Genomic DNA, 20,684 nt, shown 5'->3' on the forward strand with positions numbered 1-20,684 from the left:
CCATTGTCGAATTTACAAATCATTCTTAACGTAGCAGTGTTACTTGTGTTCGTTGGAATTTTATATGTTATGAATAAAAAGCACGTGAAGTTTTCTAATCGTGTTTTTGCCGGTTTAGGCTTAGGGATTGTACTTGGTCTTGGACTTCATTTTATTTATGGTCTCGATTCTGAAGTATTAGCCAAAACAACATCTTGGTACAATATTATCGGTACTGGGTATGTGAAACTGCTGCAAATGGTAGCAATGCCATTAGTATTTATCTCCATTTTAATTGCATTTACTAAAATGAAGATTGGTAAAAATTTCGGAAAAATGGCAGCACTTATTTTAGCCATTTTAATCGGTACAACAGCCGTTTCGGCAGCTGTAGGTATTCTTTCTGCAACAGTCTTTGATTTAGATGCAACACAAATTTTACAAGGTGATGCTGAAACTGCACGTGGCCAATACCTTGAAGAAAAAACAACGGGCTTAGCAGCTCCTGATTTACCAACACAAATTATTGAGTTATTCCCAGCAAATCCGTTCCTTGATTTAACTGGTGCTCGTTCTACTTCAACGATTGCGGTTGTAATTTTCTCAGCATTCCTAGGTTTTGCTTATTTACGTGTGGCGCGTAAAGATGAGGGAACTGCAGCTACAATTAAAAAAGGCTTAGATGCCATCTATGCCCTTGTAATGGGTGTTGTAACAATTGTATTACGCTTAACGCCATACGGAATTCTAGCGATTATGGCTCGTACTGTCGCAACATCTGATTTTGGAGCGATCTACAATTTAGGTAAGTTTGTCATTGCTTCTTATGTAGCACTATTTATTGTTTTAATCGTACACTTATTAATCATTACATTAAGTGGTTTAAATCCATTTACGTATTTGAAAAAATCGGCAGAAACATTATTATTCGCCTTTACATCACGTTCTAGTGCCGGTACTTTACCGATGAATATTAAAACGCAAACAGGTCGCCTTGGGGTATCTGAGGGGATTGCAAACTTCTCAGGCTCATTCGGATTATCAATCGGGCAAAATGGTTGTGCAGGTGTGTATCCTGCGATGTTAGCCATTATGATTGCACCAACAGTCGGCATTAATCCACTTGACCCTGTGTTTATTATTACAGTTATCGCAGTAGTAGCGGTTAGCTCGTTTGGTGTAGCAGGTGTTGGGGGTGGTGCAACATTTGCAGCTATCCTTGTATTATCAGCACTTGATTTACCAATTGCTCTAGCAGGTGTATTAATCTCTGTTGAGCCTTTAATTGATATGGGTCGTACAGCGTTAAATGTAAGTGGTTCAATGACTGCTGGTGTTACAACAGCGCGTATTACTAAAGAATTAGATACAGAAATGTATAATAATAAAGAATTAGGTGCTCAAGTAGCAGACCTATAAGATCGAAGAAGCCCCGTTAAAATTTTAACGGGGCTTCAGCTTTATACGATTTTCACATAAAAATCCTTACCATTGATTAATTCAGATATCTCAATATTATAATTTTGTTTATAGTAATCATAAATATTGTAGGCTAAACCGGAGTGTCCATTCAAATAGGTTCCCTTTTTAATTTCTTTACGTGGATTATGGAAATCAAAATATAAGCGTGAATCATGACTCATTGAATTTAAAATAGCAAGAAATTCTTGTTCTTCAATATGAATTCCCCGTGTATACCGACATTCTCTACGATACGTATCATGTGACACATTTACGGGAGAAGCTTCAAGAATCATTTCAATATGTTTATTCAAATGATGACAGCTCCTTTCAAATTATAGGTAAAAACCATAAGAACAATCAGCTTTTATTACTTCTAGTATATAATTGTCAGAAAATTATATCAATATTTTTCTACCAGTTTTGCTGTTGAATTTCTTCAGCTATTAGTTGTAAGTCATAGGCAGTTACTGTTAAAAGATTATAATCATGGGACTCCATATATTTTTCTGCAAGTCGTTTGATATATTTCGGTGAACCTTCATTTTCTTCATCATAAACTAATAAGAGTCCATCTGTATTTTGGATAATAAATTTGTCCTTCTCAATAAATTGCCAAGGAGCTTCATACGGTTTTTTGGTCACGCTTGTGACAAAATCAGCTTGGGCAATTAATGCCTGATACTTTTCTTTTTTATGATCTTGCCAATTTTTCTCTTGCTCTAAAAAGGGTGTAATCACGGCGTATTTTAAATGAGGAAATTCTTTTTTTAACATTAAAATGACTTCAGTACTCCAAGTTTCTACGCCCTGCTGACCGCTGATAATAACCCATTCGAGTCCTTCATCAAGCAGTGTACGTAGGCGAGCTTCCAGTGCTTTCTTTATGATGACAATACCGGGATGTTTATCATTAAAGATACCAAGCTCATGTGGTTTATAGCCAGTAATCATAATACGCTGTAACACCAAAATACCCCCTAAGCTGTATAGTTGTAATACTAGTATACAGCAAGGGGGCAAATGAAATCGATGTTGTCTATGAAAAGGCAAATAGTGTTAAAATTACTGCTACAGCTGCACAAATGCCTAAAAACCACCATGAGTCTGTAAAGTCTTCTTTTGTGTCACTATTCATAAAAAATATTCCTTTCTAATTTGCTTGTTTGAGGGGTGTTACTTTACTTGCCCAGTCCAAGACCAATTTGTCCATATTCGTAAGATTGTTTCAAATGGACCACGTTTAAATTTCTTTAAATAGGCAAGGCTGAAAACACATTGCAAGCTATAAACAATGATTCCAAAAAGGATTCCGCCAAAGACTCCTAATTTGCCATATAAGCCAAGGCCATAGCCATAAAAAACAGTTGTACAAATGATGGTTTGTAGTAAATAATTGGTTAGTGATAGTTTGCCAACGCTCTCAAATGCAGGAGCTAGTAGTTGAACTGGACGGGTGTTATAAATGTATGCTGCGAGGCAAACATAGCCAATCGCTAATAACTGGGAGCCGCCCATTAATAAGATAGAAGAAAATGCACTTTTACTTTCTATAAAACTTACACTTTTACATACGAGTCCTATGGGTACAAGAAGAGCACCTAGCTTATACCATTTCATTTCCTTGTTCATCTCCACGAAGGCTTGCTTTTTAGCGAGCGCCATCCCAAACAGGAATAGTGGTGCGTAGAACATAGGTGCAAAAATTAATATAATGAAAATAAATGAAGAATCCTCCATTCCTGGTACTTCAGCATTAGCTCTAAAATCAAAAATTTCTAAGTAGCTTCCGTTAGCGTAAACATCATCCGCTTGCTCGATGTATGTCTCTATCTCTTTTTGTTCTTTTTTAGATGTTTCCATAGAGCCGTATGTTAACGCCGTAGTTAATACAAATAGGATGCCAGCCCAAATAAATAAAGTTTTTGGTTTACGATTAATAAATGGGATTAAAAATAACATCATACAGCCATAAGAAAATAGAATATCGCCTTCCCACAATAAAATAGAATGTAATAAGCCAAGGGCAATTAATCCTGTTGCACGACGTAAAATAGACCAGCGGCTTTTATTCTTTTTTCTGCGGATGGATTCAATTAATTTAATAAGTGAGAAGCCGAATAAAATAGTGAAGATGGGCATAAATGAGCCTTCAATCACAACTTTTACAAAATATAAAGCCCCGTTATCTAAGGTAGAAAGATTTTTTAATTCATCTTTGCCATACATCCCGAATTGGAAGATTAGCAAATTTGCCATTAAGATGCCAAATAAACTAAATCCACGCATTGTATCAATGAAAGTAACACGATTAGTTGTCATTGCGTTTTATCTCCTTAATTGGTTATCTTATACATATAATAAATAGGGAAGCTTATGGTGAAATAATGACTACCTTAAAGTAATCTTAAAAGTAGGTGAGGAAATGCAGGAAGCATCAATTTTAGTGTTAGAGGATGAACGTGCCATTGCTGAAATGATTGAAATCATTTTAAGAAAAGAAGGAATTAACAATATTACCTTATGTAATACAATTGAAGAAGCAAAAGAAGAAATGAATACTAAAACATTTGACTTTTATCTATTAGATATCATGCTACCAGATGGAAGTGGGCTGGATATGGCGAATAGTATTCGAGAAAAAAGTGATGCCCCTATTTTTTATTTAACCGCAAAAAGTAGTGATGCAGATAAGCTTCGTGGTTTTATGAATGGTGCAGATGATTATATTACAAAACCGTTTAACCCCTTAGAGCTTGTAGCAAGAGTAAAAGTGCAGCTAGTCCGTTATATGAAGAAAAAAAGTGTACCAGAAAATCACATATTTACTTGCAGACGTTTTACATTTGACAGTGATGCAGCAGAAATCGAGGTAGATGGTGTAAAGGAAATAATCAGTGGTCGGTTGTTTCATTTATTAAAATATTTATGTGACAATGCAGGGCAAGTGTTATCAAAAGAGCAAATATACGAACGTGTATGGGGTGATTGCTTATTTGATGATAATACAGTGATGGTACATATAAGAAAGCTGCGAGAAAAAATAGAAAAAAATCCTGGAAAGCCGACATGCATTATTACTGTCAGAGGCATTGGCTATAAGCTTGTTGGGGACATTTCTTCATGAAGCCAGCTGGAAAATTAACACTCCGTTTTGTTTCGTATTTCATCATATTCTATCTATTGATCATTTCAGGTTTTATTATAAGCTTGGTGTTTTTTGCCATTTTTATCAATGACCGTGTGGGTGACAACATTCATGTGATGAGCTCCTTTGAAATCGAAGATGATGCAGTTGTAGAGAAAGGAAAGACAGTTAAAATTGCTGATTATTTAGTGAAGAGAGCTGAAGAAAATGTTGGACAGCTGTATTTATTTGATCCAACCATGACGATTGTTGATTATACAGGAGATACCTGTGGCCTATGTGGAAAGTCAGATAGTGAAATATTGGCATTGCAGCAACCAGGCATGCATACATGGGAATTGCCGAATTACTACTTATTATTTCTTCCGACTACTCCTGTGCAACCACTTTTTGAGGAGGCACTTGAAAACTGGACAGCAACAGGGGACATTTCAGCTGTAACACGGCAACGTCTAAAAGAAAATAAAGCTAGTGTTGAAATTTATGACGAGCAATGGAATCGGATTGAGGTCATAGGCGAACGTTATGAGAAGCTAAATAAGCCACAATTACTAGAGGAAAAATACGATATTTTCGAGCATGCGGAGTTAAAGCAAAGTACAACATTAGCCAACGATAGGACATTTGTTGTAAGAATGCCTAATCCATCGTATAAGCCATTTGAAGAGCCTTTTAATAAGGCAATGGTACTGTTTGTTTCTATCTTCTTTGGGGGACATGTTATTTTGCTGTTGGGTGTTATTTTCTTATCTATTAGTATTTCACGTCAATTCGTGCGACCACTTGTCTATGTGATATCGCGCATTGAGCGACTTACCCAATTCGATTACAGAGAGATTAGTGACAAAAAAATCCATCATAAAAAGACAGGGAAGTTGAAAAGAAAATTTAAACTGTTCCAACCTGTAGAAGAGTCACTCAATCACTTATCGGAGCGACTTGATTCAAATGAAAGGCAAATCAAGCATGCAGAGCAATTACGGGAGGAGTGGATAACAGGTTTATCGCATGATTTAAAGACCCCGTTAAGCTCAATTTACGGCTATTCAACGATGCTGGCATCGGAGGATTATGAGTGGACAAAGGAAGAGATGCGTATTTTTGCAACAACCATGCAGGAAAAGGCAACCTATATGGACGCACTGATTCAGGATTTGACGTATACGTATCAATTAAAAAATAAAGCCATACAGCTAGATAAAGTGGTACTGCCGCTAGCAACATGGCTACCACAATTTGCAGACGAACAGGTGTGTGTGAAGGTGTATGGTGATGTGTTGTTACAAGCAGATGAGCTTTTACTCAAGCGAATAATGGATAATTTAATTACTAACGCGAAAAAATATACACCTGAAGGAACGAAGGTAATTGTGGAAGCACAACATACTGGTAAAGAAGTGATGCTTACCATTGCTGATCAAGGACCAGGTATTCCTCAGGAGGAGCTCGATAATCTATTCGAACGCTATTATCGAGGTACGAATACAACAGACGATATTACAGGAACAGGGCTAGGACTAGCCATTACGAAGCAGCTCATTGATTTACACAATGGCACAATTAGTGTTCGTTCAGGTCAAAATGGGACAATCTTTGTGCTAAAATTTCAATGTCATTAAGGTGAATCACTGTGTTTTCTTAATACTAGACAAAAGTCTGTCATAGAACTTAATTTCATTCAACAGAGTAAAGAGGTATCAAAGTATTCATTTGATACCTCGTTTTTTATTTATTTTTCGTACAGCGTTCAGCGGGCTGTTCAATTTTTACGTAACGCCATAAGTTATTGGCGATGTCACGGGCTTCTGCGATATGTTCAGTGCCGACGAAAGCCTTACGAAAAGGTGTTAGAAGTGATTCGATGATAAAAAGCTTTGGTTTTTCTTTCTGCAATTCTTCTAATAAGAATTGTGCATACTCCAAACCTTCCATTGTTTCATTATTTGATAATCCCTTTGTAAATCCTTGTAGTTGTTCAATAACCATTTCTTTTGTAACGGTTTTATAGTTCACGACATTTTGAATGGTATTAATCATTTCAACACTTACGATAATCTCTTTCGACTCAAGCATAGTGGGTATAATTACGCTAATATTGCGCAATGCTACACGTACAATAGCTTCTCGATTGATATATTTATAATCGGCAATAAAGACAGCGCGTAGAGTGAGGTTAATCATTCCAAGTGTTTGAACTGCACATTCATAGCTAATAGGGCTAATCTCTTCTCCAAAGACTTGTACTAGACGATTGGCGAGCCATTCTAGTTCTTGTAAATGGTAATTAATAATAATTTTTTTTAGTTCTTTATCTCTTGATTGGAAGATGGATTCGAATATCTGTACTAAATTATGTTCACGATTGACATACATGAGAACAGCGACTTGCTGCGTCAATACCTCTAAATCTGTAGGGTCTTTGCCATAAATGAGCTCATGGCGACGATTACTAGCTTCTTCACGACCTTCATCTAAAATGGCGATTAAGCATTCATTTTTCGAAGTAAAATGATTATAAAATGTACCTTTAGAGATTTTAGCTGCATTGATGATGTCATTAATCGATGTATCTAGAAAGCCTTTTTCAATAAAAAGTTCACGTGCTGCTGTTATAATTTGTCTTTTTCTTTTGTTCATAACCTCACCTTTTTTATAATATTATACTCTTATTCTACACTTGAAACGCTTATATATCAACGTTTATAAAAAATATAAACTTATTTGTTGAAAAAAGTAGACTACGAGTATAAAATAAGTTTTATCGTAAAACACAAGAAAGAATTGAGGGATATAAATGAATAGTGAGCAAACAATGAAAAAGCCCCCTTATGGCATGATAGCTATTCTATTTGTGGGTGCTTTTGTTGCTTTTCTAAATAACACATTGTTGAATGTAGCATTACCAACAATCATGAAAGATTTTGGGATCACCTATTCAAAAGTACAATGGTTAGCAACAGGGTATATGCTTGTGAGCGGTATTTTAGTGCCTGCTTCAGCATTTTTTGTGACACGCTTTAAAAATAGGCATTTATTTATTACAGCGATGTCTATCTTTACAATTGGTACAATTATGGCAGGTTTCGCTCCTAATTTTGGCGTGCTGTTAGCAGGTCGTATGGTGCAAGCAGCAGGAGCTTCTAGTATGTCACCACTTTTAATGAACGTTATGCTAACAAGTTTCCCGAAAGAAAAGCGTGGAGCAGCAATGGGGATCTTTGGTTTAGTTATGATTATGGCGCCAGCAATTGGTCCTACATTATCAGGGTATATTGTGGAACATCATGATTGGCGTATGCTTTTCCAAATGATTATTCCATTTGCTTTAATTAGTTTATTATTTGGCGTTTGGAAACTAAGAAACGTGATGGAGACACGTGAAGTTCACTTAGATTTCCTTTCAGTACTTTTATCAACAGTTGCATTTGGTGGTATTTTATACGGCTTTAGTACAGCAGGGGATAAAGGTTGGTCAAGTCCGTGGGTATATGGCACGATTACAATCGGTTTCATTGCTTTAATTATTTTCGTTGTTAAACAGCTGAAAATGGATGAGCCATTATTGGAATTACGTATATATAAATACCCAATGTTTGCTTTAGGGTCAGTTATCTCAGTTATTGTCTCTATGGCAATGTTCTCAGGGATGATTTTAACACCAGCATATGTACAGTCTATTCGTGGTATCGAACCATTTGAAGCAGGCTTGATGATGCTTCCAGGGGCACTTGTCATGGGGATTATGTCACCAATCACTGGTAAGCTTTTCGATAAATTTGGTCCACGTGTGTTGGCCATTATTGGATTAACGATTACAACAATCGCAACATTCGGTTTAACAAAGCTAGAAATTGATTCAAGCTACACATTTATCGTATCGATGTACACAATCCGTATGTTCGGTATGTCTATGGTCATGATGCCTATTATGACAAACGGTTTAAACCAACTACCACAAATGATGAATCCACATGGTACAGCTATTAACAACACATTACAGCAGGTATCAGGAGCAATTGGTAGTGCAATTTTAGTTACATTCATGAATAATCGTACAAAAGCCAAAGCTGAGGAATTAATTGTCGAGGCAAAAGCAAATGCGGCACAAGCAGGTGCAGCACCTACAGCAGAGCAAATGCAACAAATGCAAGATCAAATTATGCAAACGGCCTTATTAGATGGTATTACACACTCATTCTTAATTGCCGCTGGTATAACAGTAATTGCAGTCGTGCTTGCATTCTTCTTAAAACGCGTAAAAATTGAAAGCGCAGCAGCGTCAATGGATTTAAAAAAACCAACTAAATAAACAAGTATCCCTAGCCAGTAAACATTTACTAGCTAGGGATTTTTTTTATTGAGCCCAAATGAAAAAAAATTTTAGGATTGGTGTTATTTTTCATCATTTTATTTTATATGATAATACTAATTTACAGAAAATTTAGATATTTAATAGTGGGGTGCTTCCTTGGTAGATGCATATATAACTAGCTTAGTGAAAGAACAGAAAATTCCAGGTGCTGTATTAATTGTTCAGCAGCAAGAAAGAAGGCTATTTTCAGGCAATTATGGAGCCTATACAGCTGTGGATGGCAGCGAGCAGGCTATTTTAAGTAATACGTTGTTTGATTTAGCCTCCTTAACAAAAGTTGTCGCAACACTCCCGGCTGTTTTACTCCTGATGAGTCGAAATCAAGTTTATATAACAGATCCAGTTCAAATCTATTTGCCTGATTTTAAATATCCCCTTATTACAATCCAGCATTTATTGCAGCATTGCTCAGGATTGCCAGCAGATTTAACACCTGTAGTTAAGAGACATCATAAGCGTGACATCCTTCAGGAGGTACTGGCAAGTGATGTAGTTTGGCAGCCAAATGAACAAGTGCAATATAGTGATTTAGGTATGATTATCCTAGGAAAGGTGATTGAGAAAGTTACTGGCATTTCGTTAAAAAGTTTTGTAGAGCAAGCAGTTTTTAAGCCATGGGGCATGCATCATACATCTTTTCAACTGCCTGCGCATACAAGAAGGCTTGCAGCATCTACAGAAATGGTGGCAGGTCAATTTGTGCAGGGAATAGTCCATGATGAGAAAGCTTTATTACTAGATGGTATTGCTGGTAGCGCAGGTTTATTTTCATGTGTAGAGGATTTAGCAAAGTATGCGGAAATTTGGTTGGGGATCAAGCAACAAAGTGTGATTCCATATGAATGGTTAGAGCTTGCCTATACGGAAACTTTTAAAACGAGGGGTCTTGGGTTTGAGGTATGGGGAGGAGATGAAGCATCATTTTGTTTTGGTAGGAGGTGGAGCAAGGGTTCATTTGGTCATACAGGATTTACAGGCACGAGTATTTGGATGGACCCTGTAAAAAAGGCATTTGTCATTTTACTAACGAATGCTGTGCATTATGGGAGAAATACAAACATGGGAAGGATTAGAGAGAAGCTTCATACGATGATTTATGAAAAATTACTGATATGAAGGGTGGATCTGCTGGTATGAGACAAAAGAGTAAATGGTTATTGCAGCTTCTTTTATTACTCGTTGTGGGTTTAGTAGGCTGTAACACGAATGAGAAAATAACGACCTCAACAACACCTGATAATAAAGAGAAACCGAAAACTGAAGAGGTTTCGCTAACAATAGGGAGTTGGCGCACAGAAGATGTTGCCAAGTATGAAAAAGTGATTGCTTTATTCAATGAACAACATCCTGAAATACATGTTTCATTTAACCCAACTAAAAATACTGAATATAATACAGTCCTCAATACGGCATTACAGGCTGGAGAGGGTCCAGATATTTTTCACTTACGTCCTTATGCAGCTGGATTGAAGCTTGCGGAGGCAGGTTATGTTGAGAAAATAAACGGCTTAAATGAATTGAATGTATTTCCTGAAGAAGCATTAAAGGCATCTCGCGATGACGAAGGGAATCAGTACGGTGTACCAATTAACTTAAGCTCTACACAATTTTTCTATAATAAGAAGATCTTTAAAGATAATAATCTTGACATTCCTACTACATGGGATGAATTCATGGCATTAAATGACCAATTATTAGAAAAGGGTATTACACCAATTGCAATGGGTACAAAAGAAGGCTGGCTATTATCGTTGCTACACGGTATTGTCGGTCCTGCTGTTTATGAGGGTAATGACTTTTATCAAGCAGTGCTCGCAGGAGAAAAGGATTTTACAGATCCGCAGTTTATTGAATCCATTCAAGTAATGAATGACTTGAAAAAGTATTTTCCTGTCAATTCTGAAGGCTTAGGAATGGATGATATCCGGACTTTGTTTGCGCTAGAAGACGCGGCTATGTTCCCGTTAGGTAGCTGGGAAATTCCTGTTGTATTAGAAATGAATCCAGATTTAGATTTAGGTTATTTTCCTATTCCATCTAAAGAGAGTAATACAACAGTGACGACTTGGGTAGATGGCTCATTTGCAATCAATGCTAATTCGAAAAATAAAGAAGCGGCTAAAGTATTTTTAGAATTTTTAACAACTAAGGAATTTGGGGAGTTGTTTGTAAAAGAGTTTTCTATGATCAGTGCTATTCCTGGTATTACCTCTGACGATGCATTGTTAAATGCTATTAGTCAATCGACTGCAAATGAAGCAACGCCATATATGTGGGTAACTAATTTTACTGGTGGGGACCCAACAACAAAGAGCTTGCTTGAAAGTGAGCTACAAGGTATGTATTTAGATCAAGTAACGCCTGAAGAGGTTGCCACAAAAGTACAGGAAAACGCTAAAACTTGGTTTACGCCATTTCAAAAATAATGAAAGCATCAAGTCAGCAGACCCCTAAAGTGTTATAAGGAGTTTAGGGGTCTTGTTGTTTCATGATTAGTAAAAGGAGGCTACTCATGATAAGGGAATATACAGCTTCATCAGTAAGAAGAAGGAAATCTAGAGTAAGATGGACTATCCATCTTTTTCCTATCCCTGCACTGATAATCTATGGGTTGTTTGTACTTTATCCGATAATAGCGGCATTATCCTATAGTTTTTTTGAATGGAAAGGGATGGATCGTGGTGATTTTATTGGTTTCCAAAATTTTGTGACGCTTTTTACGACAGAACCCTATGGCTCTATGTTTTGGAATGCCTTTAAACATAATGTCCTCTATTTTGTAGTGCAAATGATTGTTATGAATGGATTAGCTTTCTTTCTTGCCTTTATTATTTATCAAAAAATTAAAGGAGCAGAGTTTTTTAAGGCTGCTTTCTTTCTACCGCGTTTATTATCAATTATTGTTGTAGGTTTCTTATGGAAGCTCATTCTCAATCCTAATTTTGGTACTTTAAATGTCATTTTGGAGAAATTAGGTCTTGAGACCTTACAAAAGGCTTGGCTTGGTGACCCCAAAACGGCATTAATCGCCATTATTTTAGTCAATTGTTGGTTTGGATTAGGTTTTGGTGTCTTAATTTTTCTTGCTGGCTTTCAAGGGATCCCAAGTGAGTTAGTCGAAGCTGCAAAGTTAGATGGCGCTAAGGGCTTTACTTTATTGCGTACAATTTACTTACCTTTAATGGTACCATCAATAATGATCATGGGCATTTTAACATTTATCCAGTCGTTTGAAGCATTTGAATTAGTATATGCAATGCAGGGCTCCATGGGAGAGCCTTACTATTCTACAGATACGTTAGCAGTGTTTTTCTATCGCTTAGCATTTGGTAGCTCTACCGCTTCTGGCACAACAGCTATTGGGTTGGGTTCGGCGTTGGCTACAGTACTATTCTTATTTATATTAGTTTGTACCACGCTATTTTTACGCTTTGCCAATAAAAGGGATGTTCAAATGTAAGGGGTGAGTCTAGTGAAGCAAGGCGCTATTTGGGTTCGACCATTTTATTATCTTGTGGTGTTTACGGTGGCGACCATTAGTTTATATCCAATTTTGTTAATGATTTTATCTTCATTTAAAAAGAGCGTGGACATCTATAAAAATCCATTGGGTTTACCGACTAGCTTTAGCTTAGATACTTACCGTACATTATTAGCAAAAATTCCATTTACCACGTACTTTCTAAACAGTCTATTTGTCAGTATTGTATCTGTTGTACTAATAGTGGTTGTTTGTTCATTGGCTGCATTTTATATTGCTCGCTTTAAATTCTCTTGGAATCAGGCATTGTTCTTTATTTTTTTATTAGGCATGATGATTCCTATAAAGTTGGGGATTGTACCGCTCTTTATTTTAATGCGTGATTTAGGGCTGATAAATTCCTTATGGTCTTTAATTTTGATGAACATGGCGACAGGTATTCCACTATCCATGCTGATCTTAACTGGCTTTTTTAAAACGATGCCTTATGAATTGGAGGAAGCAGCCCGTATAGATGGGGCGGGGAACTTAAGGGTTCTTTGGCATGTAATGTTACCGTTAATGAGACCTGCACTTGGAACAGTGGTGATTATAAATTTTATTGCTTCATGGAATGATTTCTTCTTTCCTCTTATTTTTATTACAGAAAAAATGAAACGGACGATACCTGTTGGAATGATGTCACTTTTTGGGGAGCATTCGGCAGATTGGGGCTCTCTTTTTGCAGGTTTAACATTAGCTTCATTACCAATGATCCTATTATTCTTTATTGCCTCAAAGCAATTTATGGAGGGACTGACGGCTGGTGCCATTAAATAGGCAATATATTATTGGGATCGATGGTGGTGGGACGAGAACCCGTGCAGTGATTGGGACAAGAAATGGGGAAGTGCTAGCTTTTGTTGAAGGAGCTGGAACGAATATAAAATCAACCTCACCAGACGAGGTAAGGCTACATATTATCAAGCTTCTTGCCACGTTACTACAAAAGATAGATGCGACAAATAATGATATTGCTACGGTGTTCTTATGTGTGGCAGGGGGCGATCGCCAATTAGATAAAGAACGATGGGAGCAATGGATTAGCTTCCTTTTCCCTGCTAGCTCCTGTAAGATAACCATCACCAATGATGCGGTAGCGGCCCTTACTAGCGGCACATTTACACAGCAAGGGCTTGTTGTGATAGCAGGAACGGGTTCCATCGTATATGCGGTTGGAAAAAATCATCAAGTTAGTCGTGTTGGAGGATGGGGTTATTTATTAGGGGATGAGGGCAGTGGGTACTATATTGGGCAAGAGGCATTGCGATTTATTACGCGACATTATGATGCTATTGGCGTGAATGAGGATCTGTTTACAGCGACTATTTTGGAGCAGCTAGCGTTAAAAGATCCTAGTGAAATTATTACGCATGTTTATGAGCATCCACAGCCACGTGTACTCATAGCCTCTATAGCTCGTGTAGTGTTGTGTTTAGCAGAGCAAAATAATGATAGGGCACAAAAAATTATTGAACACGCTATACATCATTTAACTCAATTCATCCAAATAATATTGAAAAAAGAGCCGCAGCTAAAAGGTGACTCTATTGTCCTATGTGGAGGGTTATTCGAAAATTTATATTTTGTTCAATGCTTTCGAGAAAAATTACAGCTTGCTAAAATACTTAATCGACTAATACAGCCAGAGGTGCCACCTGTTATAGGAGCTTTCGTTAATGGACTTCTCAGTGAAGGAATTCCAATCACAGAGACTTTACAACGAAAGGTAAAAGGAACTTGGATGAGTATCCATGAAAAATAGTATGGAGGGATTTAATTTCAATGGAACGAATGACAAAACTGACGACTGAAGGCTATCATCCAGATACGACAAACCTAGACTTAATGTCCACTATTGAAATTGTAAAGCTGATGAATGAAGAGGATAAAAAAGTACCATTAGCCATAGCAAAGGTTTTACCTGAAATCGAGCAAGCTATCACAGCTGTTGTGCATGCACTAAAGAATGGCGGTAGATTATTTTATGTTGGTGCAGGGACAAGTGGGCGAATTGGTTTGCTAGATGCCGTAGAATGTCCACCTACATTTAGTACGTCACCAAAGCTTGTGCAGGCAATATTGGCTGGAGGAGTAGATGCAGTAATGATTGCCATAGAAGGTGCAGAAGATGATCTTTCATTAGGAGAGGTTGAACTAAAGAAACAGCAGCTAACAAACCAAGATGTAGTAATAGGGATTGCAGCAAGCGGTCGAACGCCTTTTGTCAAAGGGGCATTAAACTATGCTCAACAACTAGGGGCAAAAACAATCAGCTTAGTCAGCAACGCTCATTCTATTATTAGTAAGCATGCAGATATTGCTATAGAGGTGATTACAGGACCAGAAATTTTAACAGGTTCTACAAGGCTAAAGGCTGCAACAGCTCATAAACAAATATTAAATATGATTACAACGACAACCATGATTAAGCTTGGAAAGGTCTATAAAAATTTAATGGTGGACGTTCATGCTAGTAATTTTAAATTGCGTGAGAGAGCCAAACAAATCGTCTGTGAGGTAACGGGTGTTTCTTATAGTCAGGCTGAAAGTGTTCTAGAGCAAAACAATTATCAAGTAAAGCTCGCGATTGTGGTGCTACTAACGAATGCAACGATTGAAGAGGCAACGGAATTACTTGCTCAATCAGAAGGGCATGTGCGTAGAGCGGTGGCACTAAAGAAATATTGAGGAAGGAGGTGCGTGGATAACTTCCTTTTATCTAGAGATGGAGCTGGAAAAATGGAAAAAATAAATGCGGGTTTAATTATGCTTGCTGAAATGTGCGAAAAGCTTCCACTCTCCGAAAAAAAGGTGGCCAGCTATATATTAGCACATCCAACACAGGCTATAAAAATGACTGCGGTTGAACTAGGAGAGGCAAGTCAAACAAGTAGTGCAGCAGTTATTCGGCTGTGTAAATCGTTAAATATTAGTGGTGTTCAAGAGCTGAAATTGCGCATTGCTGGTGATTTACAACATGCTAAAATTGAAGATCGGGATATTGAGGCGAATGAAGCGTTGCCATCGATTGTAGAGAAGGTAACGATGCAAAGTAGTGAAATTTTGACACAAACAGCTAATTTAATAGATATTGCTGAATTAGAACGTGCCATAACGGCCTTATCACAAGCCGATAAAATTATATTTTTTGGAGTGGGTGCATCAGGTATAGCAGCAATGGATGCAGATCAAAAATTTTTACGAATCAATAAAAATAGTAGGGCATTTGTGGATTTGCATTTAGGAGCTACAGCCGTTGTCAATACACAGAAGGGGGATGTGGTAGTAGGTATCTCCTTCTCAGGAGAAACGCACGAAGTGGCTAAAATCCTTGAAATAGCTAGCCAAACACCAGCCACTACAATCAGTTTAACGCGCTATGGTAGTTCACTAGTGTCTAGCCTAGCAGACATTTGTTTATATGTATCTCCCAATGTTGAAGCAACCTTTAGAAGTGGTGCCACTTCCTCACGTCTAGCGCAGTTACTTGTCATTGACATTTTATTTATGGGAGTAGTAACGAGTGCCTATGAGCAGACAGTGGATTATTTAGATGAAACACGTTCTGTTATACAAAGATTGCATAAAAAAGTGGCTAAACGAAAAAATAAAATAAAGTAACGAAGACGATGCTATTAGCTATAGCACCGTCTTCGTTTTTTATCTTAATTCAGCAAAGTTATTTGACGAGTCAGATATAAAAATTCCCTTCTTTCAAGTGGGAGCAATGCATGTTTTTATCAAAGACGCTCCTCTGTTTGAGGATTGAAGAAATGGATCTTTTCTTCCTTCATAACTAGGAAAACCTTGTCAGTTGGATGCAAATTGCTATCAGCCTGTACTCGAGCAATAAAGTTTTGATTTGCTAAAGAACAATAGAGATAAGTTTCTGCTCCTAGTAATTCTGCAACATCAATTGTTGCAGTGAACGTGTAAGGAGAAATAATATCAGTAATTTGTAAATCCTCAGGACGTATACCCATAACAATTTCTTTCCCTAAATAATCTTTTTCCTTTAATAATGACAGGTATAAGGAGGGAATAGGGAAGCTTTGCTCACCTAAAAGGATCTCGGTATCTGTTAGGCGACAGTGGAAGAGGTTCATGGATGGTGAACCAATAAAGCCTGCCACAAACATGTTTAGGGGTGTATTATATACATCTTTAGGTGTCCCGATTTGTTGTATGAGGCCATCCTTCATCACTACTAGACGGGTAGCCATCGTCATAGCCTCTGTTTGATCATGTGTGACATAGATCGTTGTCGTTTGAATTCGTTGATGGAGCTTCTGTATTTCTGCTCGCATTTGTACACGTAATTTGGCATCCAAATTCGAAAGAGGCTCATCCATTAAAAATACCTTAGCATCTCTGACAAGTGCTCTTCCCAGTGCAACACGTTGACGTTGTCCACCAGATAGAGCTTTCGGCTTCCTTTTTAAATAATCCTCTAATCCTAAAATCTTAGCAGCTTCTTTAACACGACGATCTATTTCCTTTTTATCGACCTTTCGTAGCTTTAAGCTAAATGCCATATTATCATAGACTGTCATATGTGGATATAAAGCATAGCTTTGAAATACCATTGCGATGCTACGATCTTTTGATTCCACATCATTCATGAAAACATCGTCAATGTATAGTTCTCCCTTTGAGATATCCTCTAAGCCAGCAATCATACGTAAAGTTGTGGTCTTACCACAGCCAGAAGGACCTACAAACACAATGAATTCTTTATCATGGATATGCAAATTAAAATCAGTTACGGCTTGGATATTTTTATCGTAAATCTTATAGATATGCTCTAACCGTAATTCCGCCATACATACTGCACCCCTTTTCAAGTCATATTTTCATTGTAAATGACTTTAGAATAGAGTGATATGGAAAGCTTGCACAGTGTTGAAGGCATAATTTGTGCAGTTGGTCTTAAAGTGATTCTAAGAAAATAAATGCGAGATAAACTTCTAGTCGATGAGAAAATTGCCGAATATCCTTTTGCGTCATTTGTTGAAATTTTTCTAGGCGATTTTGTAAGGTATTACGGTGCATATACATTTTTTTAGAGGCTAATGTAATATTTCCATCGCATTCAATCAATTTCTTGATTGTATGGAGTAATTCTGGCTGAGAAGTGGCTCTTTTTAGGATAGAGGAGATAAAAATCTCTTTCTCTTGATAAGCTAGATGCTGCGTTACATATGGCACTAAAAGCTCTTGCTGTGTGAGTATATGCTTTGGTGTATAAGTCCAAATGGATGGTAGAAGGTGAACATACCAGTTAAATCGTTCCTTGGTCGTGGTGATGTTGTGTATAACATCAGAAACAAAAATCTTAAAATGAGCCTCTAAGTCTGCCATTATGGGGTTAACATAATGAGCCAAATCTAAAAACTCATGGCAGTCGATACATTCGATTATGACAAATAATTGTGGCTGAAGCGATAGCAGTATAATATCCTTCCCGAGTAAAGCTTCGAAGACTGAACGCAATAATGTAGGTGTTGTAAAGTCTTTATCAAAGTGAAAAAATAACAAACGATGCATAGGAAGAGTAGTTGGAGCAATATCTGTTTTATCTGTTAAATAGTCAAGCCAAACTATATCATAGTTATCGGATAAGACAGTGGGTTCTGAGAATATTCGCAATAGCTCATATTCATTTTGTGTCATTGTGTGTATTGGAATTTCGTAAAGCTGATTGTCGAAATTAAATACATAATTTCCATCAGTTCTACCTGAGAAGGGGCTTAATAATGGGAAACGTTGCTGTAATTTTTGAAGATCCATGCATGCCACTCCTTATTTAAATAGAATGTAATAAGGTCAATTTACTATAATTATATGATGAAATGCTTATAGTATTAATATAAAAAAAACACGGACATGAGCATGTATGACAATCATACCTAGCTAATGTCCATGTTATCTATTTAGGCATCTTTTTTAAATAGCTTACCTGGCCAGAAAGCATATTTACCTAGTACTGTTGTGATAGCTGGTACAAGTAATGGTCGTACAATAAATGTATCGAGCAATACACCAATTGCTGTCACAACACCAAATTGAACAAGCACTTGAATCGGTAATGTTGCCAGCACCGCAAATGTACCTGCTAGGATGAGTCCAGCAGATGTAATAACACTTCCTGTTCGGACAACACCTTCTTCTATAGCCGTTAAATGGTCAGTGGTTTTACGCTTTTTCCAAATTTCTGAGATCATAAAGATATTATAATCTTCTCCGAGAGCTACTAAGAACACGAAAGCATACAATGGGATAGCTCCAGAAATTGCCTCGGCCCCCATGATATGATGTAAGATTAACCATCCAGCGCCTAATGCCCCAAAATAAGAAATAATAACAGTCGCTAATAGATAAACAGTTGCTGTAATAGAACGTAAATAGACAAATAATAATAATGCGATTAAGGCAATCATGGTTGGCATGATTACTGTTTCATCTCGCTTAGTTATTTGTTGTGTATCATATTGACTAGCTGTTTCTCCACCAAGCCAAACATGTTTCTCAGCGTTGTTGAGACCTTGTTCCTCTAGTATTTTAATAACCTCTTTTTGTAGTTCAGGAATATGAGCTAATGACTCCTGTGCATAAGGGTTGGCATTGAAATTGAGTTCATACAAGTGTATATTTTTATTTTTTTCGCCAATTTGTACATCTGCCACACTATCAATATAAGAGATAGCTTCAAGTTGTTGCTGGATATTAATATCAGTACCTTCTGTATCTATTACTAATTGAACAGGTGCTAACTCTCCAGGCGAAAAATTCTCTTCTATTAATGTAAATCCTTCTCTAGAAGGCATATCTTTTGGGAAGGATGAAAGCAAATCAAATGTATATTGAATTCGCGGAACAAATGCCGCCAATCCTCCAAGTAAGATGACAGTTACAGCGATAACGACCCAAGGTTTATGGGTAACAAAATGACCAATTTTATGACTGACTTTATGTGAAGGCTTATGCTGTTTCTTGCCCTTTTTATTGGCCATTTCCTCAGTCCGAGGAGTGAAGGGGAAGAACGCTACTCGCCCAATAAGGACAAGAATTGCAGGTAGGACAACAAGTGCTGCGACCCCCATGACAAGAACCCCAAAGCTAAATGGTACGGCAAAGCGTTGAAATGCGCCATAATGGGCAAGACTAAGGGTCGCTAAACCAATAACCACTGTTAGGGCACTCATTAAAATAGCACCACCCGATTCTTTGACAGCTAGCTTCATTGCGACCGTTTTATCCTCAACCTCAAAGAGAGTTTCTCTATATTTTGAAATTAAAAATAAACAATAGTCAGTACCTGCACCAAAAAGTAAAACAGTCATAATGGAAACTGCCTGTGAATCTTTATCTATCCATCCCTGTTCAGCAAAAAAACCAAGTGTCGGGCTAATCACACCATAGGCAAGCCCTACAACAATTAAAGGAATAATAGCTAGCAATGGAGAACGATAAATAATAATAAGTAATACCAAAACGAGTAATACAGTTGCGATCAATAGCTTCACATCTGCTTGTGAAAATAAACTGACAGCATCAGTGGCAATCCCCACTGGCCCAGAATAGCGCACATGGAGTGCATCGCTTGATAATTTATCATCTAATTGGACTTGATATCCTTCCATTATTTTTGTCAGCTTATCTAAACTATCCTGTAGCATATCTGTTGCGACACCTTTTTCAAAAAATACAGGTGTAACAATTGTTGTACCATTTTCGGAAGCGGAAGCCATTAAAGCCTGAGGTGGCATTTGATCAAATGGTGGAACCATTGTTTGATGGGCTAAGGGCTTTGCTTGCAGCTCTTTGTATACACCTTGTATAGCCGAAAAATCATCAGGTGTTAAGCCATTTTCGCGATGCCACACCAACAATAGAGGTGTTCCAGCATCATTAGGAAATTGCTCTGCAATAATGGACGCAGCTTGCTCAGACATTTCCGTGTCAGGTAAGTTTTTGCCTGACTCACTTTCTATGCTATTGATTTGTGGCCAAGCAAATGAGAATACAACTACTAATAACACCCAAAAAGCTAGTGCTAATAATCTTCCCTTTTTACTTGCAACCATTGAGCCCCATTGCTCAAGTGGATGTTTTTTCATCAAAAGACCCCCATTTCATGTAAGTGACTTAATTATATATACTAGAAGGTTAATTAATCAATCCATAAATATTAATATGTT

At 37.3% G+C, this 20,684-nt stretch carries 18 protein-coding genes; 11 read left to right on the forward strand and 7 right to left on the reverse strand.

Translation table 11 applies throughout. The features are described from left to right. The first annotated feature begins 3 nt into the window (after positions 1-3). A complete protein-coding gene (locus RCJ95_RS21995) occupies positions 4-1,398 on the forward strand; it encodes an L-cystine transporter (protein WP_004227708.1) in 1,395 nt (464 codons plus the stop codon). A 41-nt stretch (positions 1,399-1,439) separates the two neighbouring features. Here RCJ95_RS21995 and RCJ95_RS22000 read toward each other — a convergent pair whose 3' ends face one another. The 3 genes from RCJ95_RS22000 to RCJ95_RS22010 all read right to left on the reverse strand — a co-directional run bounded on the left by RCJ95_RS22000 (position 1,440) and on the right by RCJ95_RS22010 (position 3,762). Further along, the gene (locus RCJ95_RS22000) at positions 1,440-1,754 is read right to left on the reverse strand and encodes a hypothetical protein (RefSeq protein ID WP_004227712.1); all 315 of its coding nucleotides are present in this window, start codon (positions 1,752-1,754) and stop codon (positions 1,440-1,442) included. A gap of 100 nt (positions 1,755-1,854) precedes the next feature. Continuing rightward, positions 1,855-2,409, reverse strand: coding sequence for an SLOG family protein (locus RCJ95_RS22005; protein ID WP_221683369.1), 555 nt, complete (start codon positions 2,407-2,409; stop codon positions 1,855-1,857). Positions 2,410-2,616: 207 nt separating this feature from the next. Further along, the gene (locus RCJ95_RS22010) at positions 2,617-3,762 is read right to left on the reverse strand and encodes a DUF418 domain-containing protein (RefSeq protein WP_221683370.1); all 1,146 of its coding nucleotides are present in this window, start codon (positions 3,760-3,762) and stop codon (positions 2,617-2,619) included. Between the two features lie 103 nt (positions 3,763-3,865). Here RCJ95_RS22010 and RCJ95_RS22015 point away from each other — a divergent pair, with 103 nt between their 5' ends. Beyond that, positions 3,866-4,567, forward strand: coding sequence for a response regulator transcription factor (locus tag RCJ95_RS22015; RefSeq protein ID WP_221683371.1), 702 nt, complete (start codon positions 3,866-3,868; stop codon positions 4,565-4,567). Beyond that, a complete protein-coding gene (locus RCJ95_RS22020; RefSeq protein WP_202342935.1) occupies positions 4,564-6,207 on the forward strand; it encodes a sensor histidine kinase in 1,644 nt (547 codons plus the stop codon). The genes RCJ95_RS22015 and RCJ95_RS22020 overlap by 4 nt, the downstream gene beginning before the upstream one ends. Before the next feature lie 106 nt (positions 6,208-6,313). On the opposite strand, the gene RCJ95_RS22025 is transcribed toward RCJ95_RS22020, so the two are convergent. Beyond that, positions 6,314-7,225, reverse strand: coding sequence for a TetR/AcrR family transcriptional regulator (locus RCJ95_RS22025; RefSeq protein ID WP_009373341.1), 912 nt, complete (start codon positions 7,223-7,225; stop codon positions 6,314-6,316). 157 nt (positions 7,226-7,382) lie between these two features. Between RCJ95_RS22025 and RCJ95_RS22030 the strand changes: the two genes are divergently transcribed. From RCJ95_RS22030 to RCJ95_RS22065, 8 genes are all read left to right on the forward strand, one after another. Then, on the forward strand, positions 7,383-8,897 hold the full coding sequence (locus tag RCJ95_RS22030; protein ID WP_221683372.1) for a DHA2 family efflux MFS transporter permease subunit: 1,515 nt from the start codon (positions 7,383-7,385) through the stop codon (positions 8,895-8,897). Between the two features lie 159 nt (positions 8,898-9,056). Next, complete coding sequence (locus RCJ95_RS22035; protein WP_446722787.1) at positions 9,057-10,076, forward strand: serine hydrolase domain-containing protein; 1,020 nt, start codon at positions 9,057-9,059, stop codon at positions 10,074-10,076. Positions 10,077-10,093: 17 nt separating this feature from the next. Further along, entirely contained in the window at positions 10,094-11,386 is a 1,293-nt protein-coding gene (locus RCJ95_RS22040) for an ABC transporter substrate-binding protein (RefSeq protein WP_446722788.1), read from the forward strand. A gap of 86 nt (positions 11,387-11,472) precedes the next feature. After that, a complete protein-coding gene (locus RCJ95_RS22045; protein WP_446722789.1) occupies positions 11,473-12,420 on the forward strand; it encodes a carbohydrate ABC transporter permease in 948 nt (315 codons plus the stop codon). Between the two features lie 12 nt (positions 12,421-12,432). Next, positions 12,433-13,260: a carbohydrate ABC transporter permease gene (locus RCJ95_RS22050; protein ID WP_004227733.1), complete on the forward strand. Its 828-nt coding sequence runs from the start codon at positions 12,433-12,435 to the stop codon at positions 13,258-13,260. Next, entirely contained in the window at positions 13,247-14,245 is a 999-nt protein-coding gene (locus tag RCJ95_RS22055; protein ID WP_221683376.1) for an N-acetylglucosamine kinase, read from the forward strand. The genes RCJ95_RS22050 and RCJ95_RS22055 overlap by 14 nt, the downstream gene beginning before the upstream one ends. A gap of 20 nt (positions 14,246-14,265) precedes the next feature. Continuing rightward, positions 14,266-15,171 (forward strand): N-acetylmuramic acid 6-phosphate etherase, encoded by a 906-nt coding sequence (murQ, locus tag RCJ95_RS22060; protein WP_221683377.1) that lies wholly within the window; start codon positions 14,266-14,268, stop codon positions 15,169-15,171. Positions 15,172-15,222: 51 nt separating this feature from the next. Continuing rightward, positions 15,223-16,104, forward strand: a complete 882-nt coding sequence (locus tag RCJ95_RS22065; protein ID WP_221683378.1) for a MurR/RpiR family transcriptional regulator — start codon at positions 15,223-15,225, stop codon at positions 16,102-16,104. 119 nt (positions 16,105-16,223) lie between these two features. Here the strand turns inward: RCJ95_RS22065 and RCJ95_RS22070 are convergent, their stop codons facing one another. The 3 genes from RCJ95_RS22070 to RCJ95_RS22080 all read right to left on the reverse strand — a co-directional run bounded on the left by RCJ95_RS22070 (position 16,224) and on the right by RCJ95_RS22080 (position 20,603). Further along, positions 16,224-17,306 carry an ABC transporter ATP-binding protein gene (locus tag RCJ95_RS22070; protein ID WP_221683379.1) on the reverse strand — a complete coding sequence of 361 codons (1,083 nt, stop codon included), beginning with the start codon at positions 17,304-17,306 and terminating at the stop codon, positions 16,224-16,226. A gap of 106 nt (positions 17,307-17,412) precedes the next feature. Next, positions 17,413-18,273 carry a PucR family transcriptional regulator gene (locus RCJ95_RS22075; RefSeq protein WP_312131024.1) on the reverse strand — a complete coding sequence of 287 codons (861 nt, stop codon included), beginning with the start codon at positions 18,271-18,273 and terminating at the stop codon, positions 17,413-17,415. A 143-nt stretch (positions 18,274-18,416) separates the two neighbouring features. Then, positions 18,417-20,603: an MMPL family transporter gene (locus RCJ95_RS22080; RefSeq protein ID WP_221683381.1), complete on the reverse strand. Its 2,187-nt coding sequence runs from the start codon at positions 20,601-20,603 to the stop codon at positions 18,417-18,419. Positions 20,604-20,684 lie beyond the last annotated feature (81 nt).

Source organism: Lysinibacillus sp. BSL11, from assembly GCF_052928325.1.